This is a genomic window from Cyanobacterium aponinum PCC 10605 (assembly GCF_000317675.1).
In the GTDB taxonomy this organism is placed as follows: Bacteria; Cyanobacteriota; Cyanobacteriia; order Cyanobacteriales; family Cyanobacteriaceae; genus PCC-10605.
The window spans coordinates 3,110,001-3,125,564 of sequence record NC_019776.1 but is presented as its reverse complement, the minus strand read 5'-3'; the positions used below and the strand labels follow the sequence as shown (position 1 = coordinate 3,125,564).

Sequence of the window (15,564 nt, the reverse complement as noted above, 5' to 3'; positions counted from 1 at the left end):
ATACAACTAAAAATTAGAGAATACCGATAATATTTTGAAAATCCTTGAAAAAAGTTTGTAATTGTTTTTCCGTTTTTATTAGCTTACTTAAAGCCCCTAATTGTCCTTTTTCCCTCATTATTCTCATTAAATCCACAGCAAATAACTGTATCCATTCATTACCTGCCTTATCAATCAACCAGCGAAAACTATTTAACGCTTCATCGGCATTTTTCCCCCTAATAGCAAGGGCGATGGCAGTAGCGTAACGGGTAGATGCTTCGGTGGGAAAGTCGATTTTTTCTCCTTTACCCTTTAAAATCCCGTCAATATCAGGTAAATTTTGATATAACGCCACAAAAGCATTAAACTCCGCACTTGCACCCTCTCCCACCGCAGGAGTAATATCTATTTGATTAGAGTGTAACTTACTCGCCATTTCCCATGTGCGAGGAGAAGCCCAAGCATGACTTTGAATATCTAGTTTATGTAATAATTCGCTACGGTAACTGAGAAAAGCGATAATTTGTTCATGAAAGTTATTTGTCAGGGCGTAGGCTTTAAAACTATCAAAATCAACAGTTACCTCCAAATGTAGAAAACGATTAGCTAAAGGAGAGGGCATTTCAAATATACTCGCTCTATCTTCTTTACGATTACCTGCCGCCCAAATAAACCACCCTTCAGGCACTTCATAAGCCCCTACTTTCCGATCTAAAATTAACTGTTGTGCCACTCCCTGCATGGTAGGCGGTGCCATATTTAACTCATCTAAAAAGAGAATACCCTTACCATCTTGGGGTAAAAAATCGGGGGGATACCATGTGGAAATACCTTGTTTTTTACTTCTTCCTGCCACTGCTACGGGTAAACCTCTTAAATCAGTGGGGGCAAGTTGAGACAACCGTAAATCGATAAAATCGAGATTATTTTCTTGGGCGACTTGGGCAACAATACTGGATTTACCTATACCGGGTGCACCCCAAATCATCGTACTAATGTGTAATTGGTTTTTAACCAGTTTGTTTAAATATTTTTGGAGGTTAGCAGGTGTCATTAATATTTGTTAGTGAATAGTGAACAAGTTTTTTGGTTGTTAACCTATATTAAGTGTTGAATTTGATCCCCCCTAACCCCCCTTAAACAAAGTCGGCGTAAAATTATATTTTATTAGTTCAATTCATTGAACGTTATCTATTAGCTTTGTCAATTTATTGCAAAGCGAGTTATGGGATGAAACCCTTACCCCGCAATGAAATCAATTTCATTGCTAATAGCTCTCGTTAAATAAATTTAACCCAATTTGGCTGAAAAATATTATTTTTTTTTATAATTGATTAATTAATAGTTAAAAAGCTCTGTATATAGCAGTATTTATTAGTTTCAGAAATTAACATTTTTGAGAATGAAAACACCCTGTTTAAACAAAGGGGGAACTTATTTTAAGTTTCTCATGAATGATTTAGGATTTCTATAACTAATTGATCGCACTCTATTAATTTAATATAAATTATGTTGGTTTTTGTTCTTTTCTCATTTCTTCAATTTCACACCAAAATTCTGCTCTAGTAGTATTTTTTAATGTATCTTGACGCTCTTTTGTATAATCACCATTTCCCCAACCCATTTCTTGTAAAAAACGAATGGTGTCAACTTGTCCTAATTCTTTTACTAATACTTGATAACCTTTTTGTTTTAATTCAGTTGGAATCATTTTTTAATCTCCTTTTAATAAAATATTATTCATTAACCAAATAACTGGATTGTCCAATTTAACTTTTAATAAATCCTGGTATTTTAATGCTTTTTTGAGTAATCTATCATCGGTTGTTAATAGCACATCTACCATAGCATATTCAGCACTAGCAATATGAAAAGAATCATATAATCCAAAGCCTAGTTTTTCTAATTCTTGAGATCGAGCGTCAATTTCTTGATTTAAGATTATGGTATGGTCTGCTTTTTTTAGCAGGTTTTTTATTTGTTTTAATTTATCAAGGTTTTTCATTTTTCTAAGTTCAACTTCAACTACTTCACTACTAACTAATTTATATTGCTCAGAATTAAAAAGTTGAAGAATTGAAGTTACAGATTCTCCTTCTAAACGATTTCTTTCATAACTCCAATCATCAAAAGGACGATTTAGACAGCAGACATCAAGATAAATTTTAATCATGATTATAAAGTAAAAATTATTTTAAGATGCGCTCATCGAAGATGCCGCTTTGCGGTTCGCACTCCTTCAGAAAAAAAATATGATCGCACTTATTTTGATAGATTAAATATTTTATGTGCTAAGTCAATGGAAGTAATAATAATATACTCTCTAACTTTAGATTTTTCTTTTTTTGTGTAAATAAACCACCCATTATCTTGAGGAAATCCCAATATATTATAAGGAAAATCATTTGGGCAATAGTCACATTTAAAGTCTAAACAATAGCCAAAAAGATTATTTGTATTTTTATTCTTATTTAATACCTCATCACTAATAAGCCCATAATGTTTTTCATCGCTATTAATTATTTTTCTAATTCTTAAAGTGTTCTCATTATCTTTATTATTCTTCTTATTTTTAAAAGAAATTTCATAACCAGAATCATGTAAATTTTCTAATAAAACTTTTAATTTTTCTCTCTCAGATTTTATTTTATCAAGTAATTTTTTTTGATTTTTACAAGTATTTTTATCTAAATTTTCCCATAATGAATTATCATTTTTAACCATAGCAATTTACTTTAATTATGTGATTAAAATTATGTTTATTAGTAAATATAGTACACTTTATAGATTGTGAATTACTTATTACTTTTTTACCAGAGTTATTTAAAGATTTTATTTAACTATAATCGGATTTAAAACATAATTTTCAAAGCAATATTGAGTTTTATTATCCAAATTTTCTTTGAGAATATTGCAAAATCCAATGCTTGTTTTCGAGTTAACATTTCCACCATGAACCGTCATTACCCCATGAGCCACTAGATGTCTAATAGATTGAGCCAAAATCAAAATATTATGATTATTTCCTAGTTTAAATTCAATTATTCTCCGTTTTAATCCATTTGTATCAACTTTATCATGAAGAAAATCTATAACTCTATGGCTCTTGCGTAACTCCTCAGCAATAGATTCATTTTCGATCGCCCATTCCTCAACAATATGTTTTCCCCTTATCTGTGTTAAACCAACGGCTTTGTATAATTGTTCAAAAGCAGAGTAAGCCAGAAAAACCCCCAAAAGACAACCATAAGCCTCCACACTTTGCTCAGGGTAATCTTGGAGATTAATACCCTGATAGGAATAACTAAGGCGATAACGGGCGGCAAAACGATACAACTCCGAAAGATTAACACCATCTGGAAGGGGAGCATCTGGATTCATCTTTATCCAGTAACAAAACTCTTTCCAGCCATCAAGATAAGCCATATTATTTACCCCCATTTTGTCTTTGTTTGATGTTTAATTCGGCGGCACTCCTGACTAATCTGTTTCCGTCTTGGACTAAATAACTAAGGGTATTCTCAGGGGTATTAGGATTTTGAGCGATCGCCCAGCGCTCTAACCAAGAAGTAGAACGGAAATTTTTGGCAAGGTGAGAAGTTTCTGCATAGGGGCTAAGAAATACCGCTAAACACCCTAAATCTGGTCTTCGACTTTTTTCAGATATTCTAAATATATAATCAATGCCTAATTTTTTTGATAAGGTTACAGGAGTATTGGGATTTTCTGCTACACTACGGCGAACATCTTTATCATCATCAGTAGCTAATTTTTCTAATACTCTTACAGGAGTATTGGGATTTGAGGCTAAACTAATGCGAAGATTCTTATTAGAAAATAAGAGATCATAACCCCATTGAGAAGAAATCATTTCCTTAAAAAAATAGTTAACAAAAAACTCTAACTCTTCCCTTAACATATAAGAACTTAAATTATTGTACCTCAAGGCTTTGCGGATAAATTCTTCTGGATTTTCAATTTCCTCATTCCAATTAATGTGAAGTTTCGCTTCTTCTACAATCTGAGGGTTTTTATGTTTTGTTAGCTGGACTAAATCTTCTTGGGATAATTGAGGATTGCTCAATAAAGCGATTAACACCTCATCATCACCATAATTTACCGCCCAATTTAAAAAGGAGTTTGGTACAGTTTCTATTTTCACCATGCTTTTAAGAGTGCTAGTGGGCATCTCAGCTAATAAGTTGGGGTTTTCTAGTAATAACAAATCAAAGATCGGATTATCTAGTAATTCTTCGGGAAATTCAGTGCCCAATTTTAATAAAGTATTTTTAGGAGTATTGGGATTATTGGTTACTGCCTGACGAATTAACCTATCTTCATTATGAGCTAACTCCGCCAGTAAATCCGATGGACAATGGGGATTTTGTGCAACCAGACAAGCTAATTCAATACTTTTATTTGCTAATTCTTTTAACCTTTCAGAAGTAGTAGTTTCCCCAGATGCTTCCGCACGTTCATTTGCCAATTCGGTTAAATCTTGAGGAGTCGTGGTTTCCTTTAACGTTTTTTCTTCTGTGAGAATGGTTTGACTTTGTTCATTATTTAAGTCCGAATTTTTAGCAATGACAGAATCTAAGTCTTGATCAATTTTAGTGATATTTCCTTTGACTAAATAGTAGTTCCCTTTTGTTTTTTCTATGGTTTCTACTGAATATAATGCCCCTTCTTCTCTTAAATCACGAGGAAATCTAACATTTAATTCTGAATCATAACCTTCGGAAATAACTCTTATTTTTAATTTATTATTTTTTTTATAACATTCCAAAATAATTTCTGATAAACCTTCAACATTTATGTTTGTTTCGGTGGTGGAGTGTTTAGTCGCTTTTTTGTTATCAGTCATAATTTATTTTTGCTATAAAGTGATAATTTGTGTTTCTATGGATATATCCAGTTTATATTGATAATTTATGCAATGAATGAGCGAAACAATGGTATCTTTGTAAATTGCGTTGCACTTAGTTACAAGAACCTTATATTTAGGTTAACTTATAATTCTGTTTCAACTACTATCTAATTTAGTCTAGGCAGAGTTCATTGGTCACATACCACAGGCAACAATAGCATTTTCAAGGATTGGCTCGATCGTACTGAGCGTTCCGAGTGTTTCAATCCAATTTAATCCAGCTTCCTCCCCAGCACTAAAGATGAGCGTAGTGCCTTTTACCAAAATACCAATAGTCCCAGAAAGATCATCAACATTCTCTGCTTCTTGCTCAAAATTATGCTCTTCGGAAAGGTTCTTCGTGTTATTAAGAATCTGAATGTAGTTGCTATATACATCTTCTTCGGCATTCGCCTTCAACTTTTTGGCGGCACAACTGCAAACAGATTTACTATTACCTATTTCTGTACAATATTCTATCACTATTGGATCTCCGCCCACTAATCCACTACAGGCAACAAGCCCCGAATGAAGAATAATTGAAAAATAAAAGTTGAGTCGTCGCATATCTTATGTCCTGATTGTAATTTTATGGTTAAATTGGTGTGTTATTTTGGTTCTATTTATTTATCCAATTCAAACTGATAATTTATGCAACAATGAGCAAAAATAATTTCTCCCAATCTTGCCAAATCGATTAATTAACTCTGTGTTAAATGTTTTGTCACTAAAATCAATCCTTCCACCACTTTGGCAAAAAAGTCTAAATCCAGACTATCAATAGTATCGCTATATTTATGATAGTTAGGGTTTCGCAAAAAAGCAGTATCGGTCAACAATAAGCCGTCATAACCACATTCCCAGAAGGGAGAATGATCACTCAATGTTATTTCAGGAAAACTAGCTCCCCTATCAGGCACACAGAGAAACCTTGTCGGTAGATGACGACTAAAAATTTCATTCATCTCCTGTACCAGTAAGTATATTTCCTGATTAGCAACGAGAGCTAAATAATCTCCCTTACTACCAAATAATTGATACATCTCAGGTTGAGGGTAATTCTGAACCTCACAGGTAAAACCTAACATTTCCAAAGAAATCATTAACTTCAAAGGTTGTTTTTGCTCTTTCAAGTGTCGTGCTAAAGCACTACTTCCTCTCATGCCCCATTCTTCCTGATCAAATGCCACTAACCAGAGAGAGCGATTTAAAGATTGTTGGGCGAACATTTCCGCCAGTTGAAGTAAAGCCACCACCGCCGTGCCGTTATCATCTGCAGCCGCAGTATCTGGTACACCGTCATAGTGGGCGCCAATGAGAATCGGTGCTAATTGGGGATTATTGCCTTCGAGTTTAAGGATTAGGTTACAGCCTTCCATTTCCATGCTAGGAAAAATATGCTTTTCTACTTTTCCACAGGCGTTTAATTTTGTTTCAATATATTCCTGTACTTTTTGATAACCCCAATTATTCCAGACGGGATGACCGGGAATGCAAATTGCTTCTAATTCTTTCTCTAACCTTGATTGACTAGGGTTATAGGACATGAATTCTGTTGAGTGTTATGATTATTTTATTTGTATTATACCCTCGAAAAAACTATATTGTATTTCATTTTATTAACAAAAAATATTCTTTCTCCTTACTGCATAAAATCAATAAACTAACAAGATAAATACATAGACAAGATAAAAACAAATTAAATTATCAATAAATAATTCATCATAATCATGACTAAAAATAAAAATAACTCGCAAACAACTATTAATATTATTGGCTTGATTAGTAGCTTATTAATCATTCTCACTGGTTTTTTTATTAAGTCTAATTCATTAAAAATTATCGGTATTATTACAGGAATTTCATCAGCAATATATACCCAATTAGCATCAAAAAAAATAGAGCAAGAATCTGAAATATCGACAATCTTGTCAGAATCAGAAACATCAGAAATTATAGAAGAAAAAGAGCAAGAATCTGAAATACTGACAACTTTACCAGAATCAAAAACACAAAAAATTATAGAGGAAGAATCCGAAAGAAAAGAAAATGTAATCAAATATCAGTATTTAGAAGATGAAGAAATAATTAAACAAACTATTGATCAACTTAGCAATAATTCTATTCTTTGGCTTGACACCGAAACCGCCGACTGGGATAAACCGAAAAAAAGACTATCTCTATTACAAATAACCGCTAACCCTAATGACTTAACAGGGGAATCCATTTATCTTTTAGATTTATTAGATAAAAACCATTTAATAGACTACTTTATTCAAACAATAATGGTTAATGAAAATATCCAAAAAGTTTTTCATAATGCTTCTTATGATGTAAAGTTTTTAGGAGGAACAAATCAAGTTCAAAATATTTTCTGTACTTATAAGTTATCTCAAAAATTATCTTTAGAACAATTAGGAACATCCAACAGACAATTAAAAACCTTAGCGAGCTATTTATGTGGTTTTACCATTGAAGAAAATGAACAAGGAAGCGATTGGGCAATGCGTCCTCTAACAGAAAAACAGATAAAATATGCCGTAATGGATATTATTTTTCTCACTCAGGTTCATCAAAAATTAGAACATATCTACAATTCATTTTCAGTCAATCAACCTGAAATCAAAGCAGAAAATAATCCAATAAATAATCAAGAAGATATTAATAGTAAACCCTCAAATTTTGAAGAAGAATTAAAGCGATTATTAAATATACAAAAAGAAAAAAATTATCAAAGAGTTTGGGTTTATCATCAAATTAGAAGTAAATTTGATTTAGACTTAGAAAAATTAAAAGTTATTGGTCAAGCACTAGGTTATCACGAAAAATGGGCTTATTATCAAGGTCAAGAAATAATTGAAAATGAGAAAAATAATAATTCTTTTAATAGATTAACTGCATCAACAAATAACAATCAAAATACTCAAAATGTATCTTTATCTTCTAATCGTCTAAATATTACAGAATCAGCCATTTTATTTCGTATTACTAAAACTTATTCGCCTGATTTATCTCCCGAAGAACTTTATGACGCTACAAGAGGAAATTGGGTATTAAAAGAGCGTCGAGAAAATGCAGATTATGGTTTTGCAGTTTATAAAGGAATTGTCAAACAAGTTTACCGCATTCATTCTTGGCATTTTTCAGGAGTTATCACCAATGGTAATGAAAGATATTGTTTTGAAGGAGAAATAGCACAAGATAAACAACATTATATAGGTATGAATGTCGCACATTATTTCCCTCAAGGTATGGCTTATCCTACTAGATATGTTAATTGCTAAAACATATTTGTAACTCATTTAATAACTAAAATATTTACTTGATTTTAAAAATATTTTTCTGATTACCGCATAATTTTACAAAAATAACTGGATAAATATATAGAAACGAGAAGCATAAAATTGACTGGAGAAATCAATCATGACAGAACAAAATTTATCTCAAAAACCTTTGATTAGACAAAGAGGTAATCTTAATGTTAATCAAATTCAAGTAGGAGAGTATTTAGCGGAAATTCAATATTATAAAGTAATTAAAGTTAACCCTAAAACTATTAAAGTTATCAGTGATAAGGGTATAGAATCAACTATAGATAAAGATTTAGTATGGGAGATGTATTCTGCTAGTCAATATCATATAGAAAAATATATTACTCGCACAGAAATTAATCATGTTTTAGCCAATATTGGACAGCAAATATTTACAGTTAATTTTAATAAACAAGTAAAACCTACGGACATTAAAAATAAATTATTAACTGCTATTAAAGATGAAGAAGGAAAACCTCTTAGTTATGAGGATATTGAAAAAAATTTACAAAAAATTAGTAAAGATTTAAATAAGGGGGAAGAAAGAACTTTAATTGGTTATTTATTGGAAATTAATAATGAAATGGGCAGAAGCAGTGCCATTGATTTAGAAATAGAAAGAGGTAAAAATCGCTTACGTCAAATAGATCATCGTACCATTAATTATTTAATCTTTAAAAATACAAAATATATTGTTAAATAACTGATATTTATTACTTTATCAGTTGAGTTAAAACAAGGAAATAAAACAAAAAATAAAATATTAATTCTATTAAATTTTAATTTAGCTAAAATGACTAATCTATCAAACTTTAATTCCTTTGGTTATCAACTAATTAAACAATTAAATCATAATCTTCAAGGAGGAAGAATTACTTACCAAACTATTGATCTAAAAACTCAGCAATACGTTGTGATTAAACAATTTCGTTTTGCTACCACAAACAATTGGGATAGCTATAAAGAAATTGAAAGAGAAATAGAAGTTTTAAAAGAATTAAATCATCCTGGTATTCCTCGCTATATTAGCCAATTTGATTCCGAAGAAGGATTATGTTTAGTTCAGGAATATAAATCTGCTCAACCATTATCTAATTTTACGACTTTAAGTTTAGAAGAAGTAACGAATATTGCTAAACAAATCCTCGACATTCTAGTTTATTTACAAGAAAGATTACCCCCTATTTTTCACCGTGATATAAAACCAGAAAATGTTTTAATGGATCAAAACAAACAAATCTATTTAGTAGATTTTGGTTTAGCTAAAATTGGTCATCAAACGATAGCATTAAGTACGATGATGGGGGGTACTTTTGGATTTATGCCTCCTGAACAATTGCACAATCAAAAATTAACTGAAGCCTCAGATTTATACAGTGTTGGGATGACTTTAATTTGTTTAATTACTAATACTAAATCAGGAGATGTAGGCAGTTTAATGGATCTTTCAAGTAATAGGGTGATGTTTGATAAAAAGATGCCTAATGTGGGTGTTCATTTTATCAACTGGTTAGAAAGAATGGTTGAACCTAATCCAAGTTTGCGTTATCAAAATGCTAAAATGGCTTTGGAAGCATTAGAAAAGAAATCAATTATTACAAGAGAAAATTTCAAGAAAGAAAGGTTGACTTTTACTTTTCTCTTTGTTAGTTCTATTATCATTATTACTACACAAACAGCGTTTGCTTTTATTTACACTTTTATTAGTATTTTTATAGTTATATTTTTGGTTTATATCAGGTTTATAAAATCAGTTAATTATACAGTAAAAAAACAACTTAATAGTAGAAAAAAAGAATTACAAAAAGAACGAATCAAGATAACAAAAGCTATAGAAGGTGAGAAAGATAATGTTAGTCAAAAATTAATAGAACAACAGCAAAAACAAAGACAATTATCAAATCAAGAAGAAGATGAAATTATCCGAGTAAATAAACCTTTAGAACAAAAAATTTCTAATATAGAAAGAGAATTGAGTCAGTTACAAAATAATAAAAATAAAGAAATTAGTCAGGAGTTAAAAAGAATACAAAATGATTTTATTAATCGTGAACTTAATAAACCTATTAATCCTGATTCGGTGGAGGGTATTGGTCAAAAATTCTTACAAAAATTGAATAATGCAGGTATTGTTCGAGTTTGTGATATTAGTTATTATCGTGCTAAAAATGTTAAAGGAATAGGGGAAGTAAGGGCTTCTAATTTAGTTAATTGGCGACAACAAATGGAAACAAACGCCAGAAACAATGTTCCTAAAATCTTACCGATCTATCTTCAAGAAAAAATAGATAAAAAGTATTTAGATTTGTCTAATCAATTAAGTGAAGAGAAGGTAAAATTAAGAGAAAATATTAGGATTAATCAAATTAATATTAATCGTAAATATAAACTAGAGCAAGAAAGAATTTTAGATGTAATAGCAAGAATAAAAGAACAAGAAACACACTTAGAAAATAGTCCATTTATGCAAAAACAAGAAAATCAGTTGATGATGGTAAAACAAGAATTAGATCGTGTTGCTGAACAGTTGGAAGTCTATCGTCAGTGGACTTTTTCTCGTTATCTAATTAGTTTCGTTTTATTTCGTTCTGAAATTAATATCAGAAATTGATCGTTTCCCAATTTTATTATCTTCATTTCTACTCTTATTATTCATAATTAAAGTTAGTATATTTCCCGAAAATGAACAAATTTATTCTTGAACCAACAGACGAAAATTTAGAACGCTTTAAAAAAGTTAAAGGAACAGCAGTTTATTGGCATACAGCCGATTTTTTCAGATATGATTCTGCGATTGAAGATGAATTATCTGTTATTTTTGATGCTTATAGCGATGTTTTTTGAGGATGGAAAACTACTGACAAAACAGAATTCTCGATCGCACGAATGATTTTGAAAGCGGCAGGAAAGAATAACATTTCTTCCCAAGACTATCAAAGAAATTAGATAATTATATTAAAGTAAGTTATTCTCTTAAAAGTAATTTATAGTTATAAATTTTATGGGATGGCGTGAGAATTGGTTAATATTTTTTAGTGTAATTATTTGTTTTTCTTTATTAAAAATAGATTTTTATGGTTTAGATGATAAACAATCAAATAAGATCAATTTAGGAAATTCTGCGACTCAAATAACTGTATCATGTGCCGCTAGTTTAAAAAATATTATGGAGGAAATCAAGCCTCTTTATGAGCAAAAATATTCTCAAACACAACTTATATATAATTTTGGTTCATCGGGTTCATTACAACGGCAAATTGAACAAGGAGCCCCTGTAGATGTATTCATTTCTGCCGCCGATAAACAAATAAATGCTTTAGAAAAAAAAGGATTATTATTAGAAGGAACTCGCTATGATTTAGTCAGTAATAAAATAGTTTTGATTGTACCTAAAAATCACAATAAAAATAAAGTAAATATTACAAATTTTACTGATTTAACTAATACAAATATAACAAAAATTGCCCTCGGTGAGCCTCAAAGTGTACCTGCTGGTAAATATGCTCAAGAAGTTTTACATTACTATAAAATTACAGAACAAATTAATGCTAAAGCTGTTTATGGTAAAGATGTTCGTCAAGTTCTTAACTATGTGGCTACAGGTAATGTTGACGCTGGAATTGTCTATCTTACTGATGCCAAAATCGAAGATGAAGTAAAAGTAGTTACTACAGCTCCATCAGGTAGTCACTCCCCTGTTGTTTACCCCATAGCAGTTGTCAAAGACAGTAAAAATCCCCAAGAATCAAAACAATTAATCAACTTCTTGAGTACTTCCGAAATTCAAACAATGTTTACAAAATATGGATTTAGTAAGTGAAAAGTTTGTAGTTAGCCCCTTTAAGGCTTAAAATCGCTGAAAGAATACGGTTGGAATGTTATTTAAAATTGAACTCAGGTGAAATTATTACGCCAATATCGACAGTTTTAGTTTTTCCTATTTCATCCCATTAATCATGATTGATTTAACTCCTGTTTGGATTTCTCTAAAAACTGCCATAACGGCAACTATTATCACTTTTTTTCTGGGTATTTTCAGCGCTTGGTGGATGTTAGGTTGCAAAAACAAATTTAAGCCTGTAATTGAAAGTATTTTAACTGCACCTTTAGTTTTACCACCCACCGTTGTCGGTTTTATCTTACTCTTTTTATTCGGTAAAAATGGCTTTATCGGACAGTTATTAGCTAATTCATTTGATTTTACTGTTATTTTCTCATGGTATGCTACTGTTATTGCTTCCACAGTGGTAGCATTTCCCTTGATGTATAAAACGGCTTTGGGTGCATTTAAACAAATTGATACTAATTTACTAGATTGTGCAAGAACATTAGGAGCAAGAGAATGGGTTATTTTTTGGCGAATTATCTTACCTTTAGCTAAAAATGGTCTAATTGCAGGAATTTTACTTTCTTTCGCTCGTGCTTTGGGGGAGTTTGGGGCTACTTTAATGTTGGCAGGTTCGATTCCCAACAAAACGGAAACTATTCCCATCGCTATTTTTTTTGCTTCGGAAAGTGGTGAGATGGATGAAGCAATGGGGTTAGTCATCATCATGTTGGTAATTTCTCTGGGAGTGATTATGGTAGTTAATTACACTACCGAGGGTAAAGGATTTGATAAATTGAAGCGTCACCATCAATTAAATGGTTATAATCTCCAATTTTGGCTAAAAAAACCCTTATTAACTTCTAAAAATCGTAATTATCCTTTTGTTCAAGCTAAAATCGAGTTGGTGGTGCAAATTCAAAAACAATTATCGGAATTTTGCTTAGACGTTAATTTTAAAACAGATCAAACTCCTTTGGGTTTATTAGGGGCATCAGGTGCGGGGAAAAGCATGATTTTACGGTGTATTGCTGGACTGGAAACCCCTGATCGAGGTTTAATTATCTTAAATGGCAAAGTTTTGTTTGATTCATCTCAAAAGATTAATTTACCGCCAAGAGAAAGAAATTGCGGTTTTTTATTTCAGAATTATGCTCTCTTTCCTCATTTAACTGTTGCGGAGAATATTGCTTTTGGAATGCCACCTCAACAGTCTTATCAAGAAATGAAAGCGGAAATTGAAAGACAACTTATTACTGTGGGATTGTCTGGGATGGGTCATTATTATCCAACACAACTTTCAGGAGGACAACAACAAAGGGTTGCTTTAGCCCGCGCAAAAGCTAGTAAACCTGAGATAATGTTATTAGATGAGCCTTTTTCTGCTTTAGATACTTATTTGCGAGATAAACAAGAAAAATTACTCAGAAATAGTTTAATTCATTATCAAGGAGCGACTCTTTTTATCACCCATAATTTAGAAGAAGCCTATCGAGTTTGTCCTTATCTTCTCATTATAGATCGAGGAAGTGCGATCGCATCTGGCAGGAAACAAGATATTTTTGAGTGTCCTCCCAATTTTAGATCAGCACAGTTAACAGGGTGTAAAAATTTTTCTTCTGTAGAGATAATAGCTCACAATAAAATTAAAGCACTAGACTGGAATTGTACTTTAGAACTAATTGAGCCAGTATCAAAATCTTGTAAATATATTGGCATTAGAGCTCATCATCTTCTTTTTCCCAATATAAATCAAGAGCATCAAATCAATACTTTTCCTTGTTGGTTAGCAACAATTAGTGAAACTCAACATCGTGTGACACTATACCTCAAGTTAAACCTACCAACTAATCATCAGGAAGACTATAATCTACAAGCGGAAGTGTTAAAAGATAAATGGATGGAATTAAAAGATAACCCTTTCCCTTGGAAAGTTCAAATTTTACCCCCAACAATTATGGTATTTGATAATTAAGGGTTGCCGAAAAAGTATTTTGGTGAGGGGATAAGGTGAGAGGGGATAATGTTCGATAATAATATAACCTAGTCAAATAGGAAAGAAGCTATTTTTATGAATCATACAAACAGAAGTCTTGATTGGTTTTTGATTACCCTTGTGGTAGGCATTAGTGGTTTTGGTAGCTTAATCATTTATACCACCCAATTATATAAACAGGGTTCGGATTGGCAACAACAATTAATTATGGTGGTGATTGGAAGTGCTATTTTACTTGGGCTATCTTATTTTCCCTATGAATTACTACTAAAATTTCATTGGTTTACCTATGGTTTCACAAACTTATTATTAGTGGCTGTAATTTTTTTTGGTACTACTATTAATGGGGCGCAAAGTTGGATTTATATTGGTAGCTTTAATTTTCAGCCCTCAGAATTTGCCAAAATTGGTTTAATAATTACCCTAGCGGCTCTATTGCATTTTCGTGATGCTTCAAGGGTATCCCGTTTATTTCCCATTGCATCAACGGTTGCGTTACCTTGGTTATTAATTATGGCACAACCAGACTTAGGGACAGGGTTAGTATTTGGGGCGATTACTTTCACAATGCTTTATTGGGCTAACGCTAATTTAGGTTGGATTTTATTGATTCTTTCTCCTCTGGTGTCTGCTTTCCTATTCAATTTATTTCTCCCAGCATGGTTAATTTTTACGGTGGTTATGATTATCATTGCTTGGTTTACTTTACCTAGAGGGGCTATTTGGGCATTAATTACCCTGACAGTAAATTACATGGCTGGAATTTTAGGGCATATTTTATGGGACTTGCTCAAACCTTACCAGAAAGACCGTTTAACTTTATTTTTAGACCCTGAAAAAGATCCGTTAGGGGGGGGATACCATTTAATTCAATCTCGCATTGCGATTGGCTCTGGAGAGCTTTGGGGGAATGGTTTATTTGAGGGTACTCAAACTCATCTTAATTTTGTCCCTGAACAACATACAGACTTTATTTTTAGTGCTATTGGTGATCAATTAGGCTTTGTCGGTGCGATCGCAACTTTAATAGTTTATTGGTTTATTTGTTTGCGATTAGTAATCATCGCCAATAGGGCAAGAGACGATTTCGGCTCTTTAATCGCCATTGGAGTTTTAGGAATGATTGCCTTTCAAACCATTATCAATATCGGTATGACTATCGGATTAGCACCCATCACAGGAATTCCTTTACCTTTACTTAGTTATGGACGTTCATCCCTACTTAGTAATTTTATCGCTTTTGGTATCGTAGAAGCGATCGCGGCTAATATTCCCAAGAAAAATACATCTTTCCGTTAATCAATATTTTTCACTATTCACTATAGTGATTCTAAGGGGGCAAAGGAAGAATCAAGAATTAAGAATTAAGAATTAAGAATTAAAAACTCCGAACACTTATTACTTATTTATTATTTATTACTGGTTTCCCCCTCTCCCCTCATCCCATCATCTCCCTATCTCCTAAACACCATGACACCTGCAACCTGAAACCTCAAACCTGACACCTACCTTTACTCGATATTTTTAAACTGAGTTAAGGTTA

15 protein-coding genes are annotated in these 15,564 nt (G+C 31.9%); 7 read left to right on the top strand and 8 right to left on the bottom strand.

Annotated features, from left to right (window positions below; translation table 11 throughout):
* Window positions 1–13: 13 nt before the first annotated feature.
* The 8 genes from CYAN10605_RS13065 to CYAN10605_RS13030 all read right to left on the bottom strand — a co-directional run bounded on the left by CYAN10605_RS13065 (window position 14) and on the right by CYAN10605_RS13030 (window position 6,267).
* Window positions 14–1,036, bottom strand: a complete 1,023-nt coding sequence (locus tag CYAN10605_RS13065; protein ID WP_015220423.1) for an ATP-binding protein — start codon at window positions 1,034–1,036, stop codon at window positions 14–16.
* A 453-nt stretch (window positions 1,037–1,489) separates the two neighbouring features.
* Window positions 1,490–1,693: a hypothetical protein gene (locus CYAN10605_RS13060; RefSeq protein WP_015220422.1), complete on the bottom strand. Its 204-nt coding sequence runs from the start codon at window positions 1,691–1,693 to the stop codon at window positions 1,490–1,492.
* Between the two features lie 3 nt (window positions 1,694–1,696).
* Complete coding sequence (locus CYAN10605_RS19175; protein WP_015220421.1) at window positions 1,697–2,155, bottom strand: PIN domain-containing protein; 459 nt, start codon at window positions 2,153–2,155, stop codon at window positions 1,697–1,699.
* 89 nt (window positions 2,156–2,244) lie between these two features.
* A complete protein-coding gene (locus CYAN10605_RS13050) occupies window positions 2,245–2,706 on the bottom strand; it encodes a hypothetical protein (protein WP_015220420.1) in 462 nt (153 codons plus the stop codon).
* 108 nt (window positions 2,707–2,814) lie between these two features.
* Window positions 2,815–3,423, bottom strand: coding sequence for a hypothetical protein (locus CYAN10605_RS13045; RefSeq protein ID WP_041922511.1), 609 nt, complete (start codon window positions 3,421–3,423; stop codon window positions 2,815–2,817).
* Window positions 3,410–4,846 (bottom strand): variant leucine-rich repeat-containing protein, encoded by a 1,437-nt coding sequence (locus tag CYAN10605_RS17925; protein WP_015220418.1) that lies wholly within the window; start codon window positions 4,844–4,846, stop codon window positions 3,410–3,412. Before CYAN10605_RS17925 ends, CYAN10605_RS13045 begins: the two co-directional genes overlap by 14 nt.
* Window positions 4,847–5,044: 198 nt before the next feature.
* Entirely contained in the window at window positions 5,045–5,455 is a 411-nt protein-coding gene (locus CYAN10605_RS13035) for a hypothetical protein (protein WP_015220417.1), read from the bottom strand.
* A gap of 134 nt (window positions 5,456–5,589) precedes the next feature.
* Complete coding sequence (locus CYAN10605_RS13030; protein ID WP_370670895.1) at window positions 5,590–6,267, bottom strand: M28 family peptidase; 678 nt, start codon at window positions 6,265–6,267, stop codon at window positions 5,590–5,592.
* Between the two features lie 351 nt (window positions 6,268–6,618).
* On the opposite strand from CYAN10605_RS13030, the gene CYAN10605_RS17920 reads away from it, so the two are divergent.
* From CYAN10605_RS17920 to rodA, 7 genes are all read left to right on the top strand, one after another.
* Window positions 6,619–8,172, top strand: coding sequence for a 3'-5' exonuclease (locus CYAN10605_RS17920; protein WP_015220415.1), 1,554 nt, complete (start codon window positions 6,619–6,621; stop codon window positions 8,170–8,172).
* Window positions 8,173–8,311: 139 nt separating this feature from the next.
* Window positions 8,312–8,902 carry a hypothetical protein gene (locus tag CYAN10605_RS13020; protein WP_015220414.1) on the top strand — a complete coding sequence of 197 codons (591 nt, stop codon included), beginning with the start codon at window positions 8,312–8,314 and terminating at the stop codon, window positions 8,900–8,902.
* 90 nt (window positions 8,903–8,992) lie between these two features.
* Entirely contained in the window at window positions 8,993–10,810 is a 1,818-nt protein-coding gene (locus tag CYAN10605_RS18200; protein WP_015220413.1) for a serine/threonine-protein kinase, read from the top strand.
* Between the two features lie 71 nt (window positions 10,811–10,881).
* Window positions 10,882–11,043, top strand: coding sequence for a hypothetical protein (locus CYAN10605_RS18895; RefSeq protein WP_015220412.1), 162 nt, complete (start codon window positions 10,882–10,884; stop codon window positions 11,041–11,043).
* A gap of 157 nt (window positions 11,044–11,200) precedes the next feature.
* Window positions 11,201–12,019, top strand: coding sequence for a molybdate ABC transporter substrate-binding protein (modA, locus tag CYAN10605_RS13010; RefSeq protein WP_015220411.1), 819 nt, complete (start codon window positions 11,201–11,203; stop codon window positions 12,017–12,019).
* A gap of 136 nt (window positions 12,020–12,155) precedes the next feature.
* On the top strand, window positions 12,156–14,000 hold the full coding sequence (gene modB / locus CYAN10605_RS13005) for a molybdate ABC transporter permease subunit (protein WP_015220410.1): 1,845 nt from the start codon (window positions 12,156–12,158) through the stop codon (window positions 13,998–14,000).
* A 96-nt stretch (window positions 14,001–14,096) separates the two neighbouring features.
* On the top strand, window positions 14,097–15,320 hold the full coding sequence (gene rodA, locus CYAN10605_RS13000) for a rod shape-determining protein RodA (RefSeq protein WP_015220409.1): 1,224 nt from the start codon (window positions 14,097–14,099) through the stop codon (window positions 15,318–15,320).
* Window positions 15,321–15,564 lie beyond the last annotated feature (244 nt).

Excerpts from the sequence above, each read along its gene's own strand:
- CYAN10605_RS13065 (WP_015220423.1), bottom strand. The coding sequence starts at position 1,036 with ATGACACCTGCTAACCTCCAAAAATATTTAAACAAACTGGTTAAAAAC.
- CYAN10605_RS13060 (WP_015220422.1), bottom strand. The coding sequence starts at position 1,693 with ATGATTCCAACTGAATTAAAACAAAAAGGTTATCAAGTATTAGTAAAA.
- CYAN10605_RS19175 (WP_015220421.1), bottom strand. The coding sequence starts at position 2,155 with ATGATTAAAATTTATCTTGATGTCTGCTGTCTAAATCGTCCTTTTGAT.
- CYAN10605_RS13050 (WP_015220420.1), bottom strand. The coding sequence starts at position 2,706 with ATGGTTAAAAATGATAATTCATTATGGGAAAATTTAGATAAAAATACT.
- CYAN10605_RS13045 (WP_041922511.1), bottom strand. The coding sequence starts at position 3,423 with ATGGGGGTAAATAATATGGCTTATCTTGATGGCTGGAAAGAGTTTTGT.
- CYAN10605_RS17925 (WP_015220418.1), bottom strand. The coding sequence starts at position 4,846 with ATGACTGATAACAAAAAAGCGACTAAACACTCCACCACCGAAACAAAC.
- CYAN10605_RS13035 (WP_015220417.1), bottom strand. The coding sequence starts at position 5,455 with ATGCGACGACTCAACTTTTATTTTTCAATTATTCTTCATTCGGGGCTT.
- CYAN10605_RS13030 (WP_370670895.1), bottom strand. The coding sequence starts at position 6,267 with ATGGAAGGCTGTAACCTAATCCTTAAACTCGAAGGCAATAATCCCCAA.
- CYAN10605_RS17920 (WP_015220415.1), top strand. The coding sequence starts at position 6,619 with ATGACTAAAAATAAAAATAACTCGCAAACAACTATTAATATTATTGGC.
- CYAN10605_RS13020 (WP_015220414.1), top strand. The coding sequence starts at position 8,312 with ATGACAGAACAAAATTTATCTCAAAAACCTTTGATTAGACAAAGAGGT.
- CYAN10605_RS18200 (WP_015220413.1), top strand. The coding sequence starts at position 8,993 with ATGACTAATCTATCAAACTTTAATTCCTTTGGTTATCAACTAATTAAA.
- CYAN10605_RS18895 (WP_015220412.1), top strand. The coding sequence starts at position 10,882 with ATGAACAAATTTATTCTTGAACCAACAGACGAAAATTTAGAACGCTTT.
- modA (WP_015220411.1), top strand. The coding sequence starts at position 11,201 with ATGGGATGGCGTGAGAATTGGTTAATATTTTTTAGTGTAATTATTTGT.
- modB (WP_015220410.1), top strand. The coding sequence starts at position 12,156 with ATGATTGATTTAACTCCTGTTTGGATTTCTCTAAAAACTGCCATAACG.
- rodA (WP_015220409.1), top strand. The coding sequence starts at position 14,097 with ATGAATCATACAAACAGAAGTCTTGATTGGTTTTTGATTACCCTTGTG.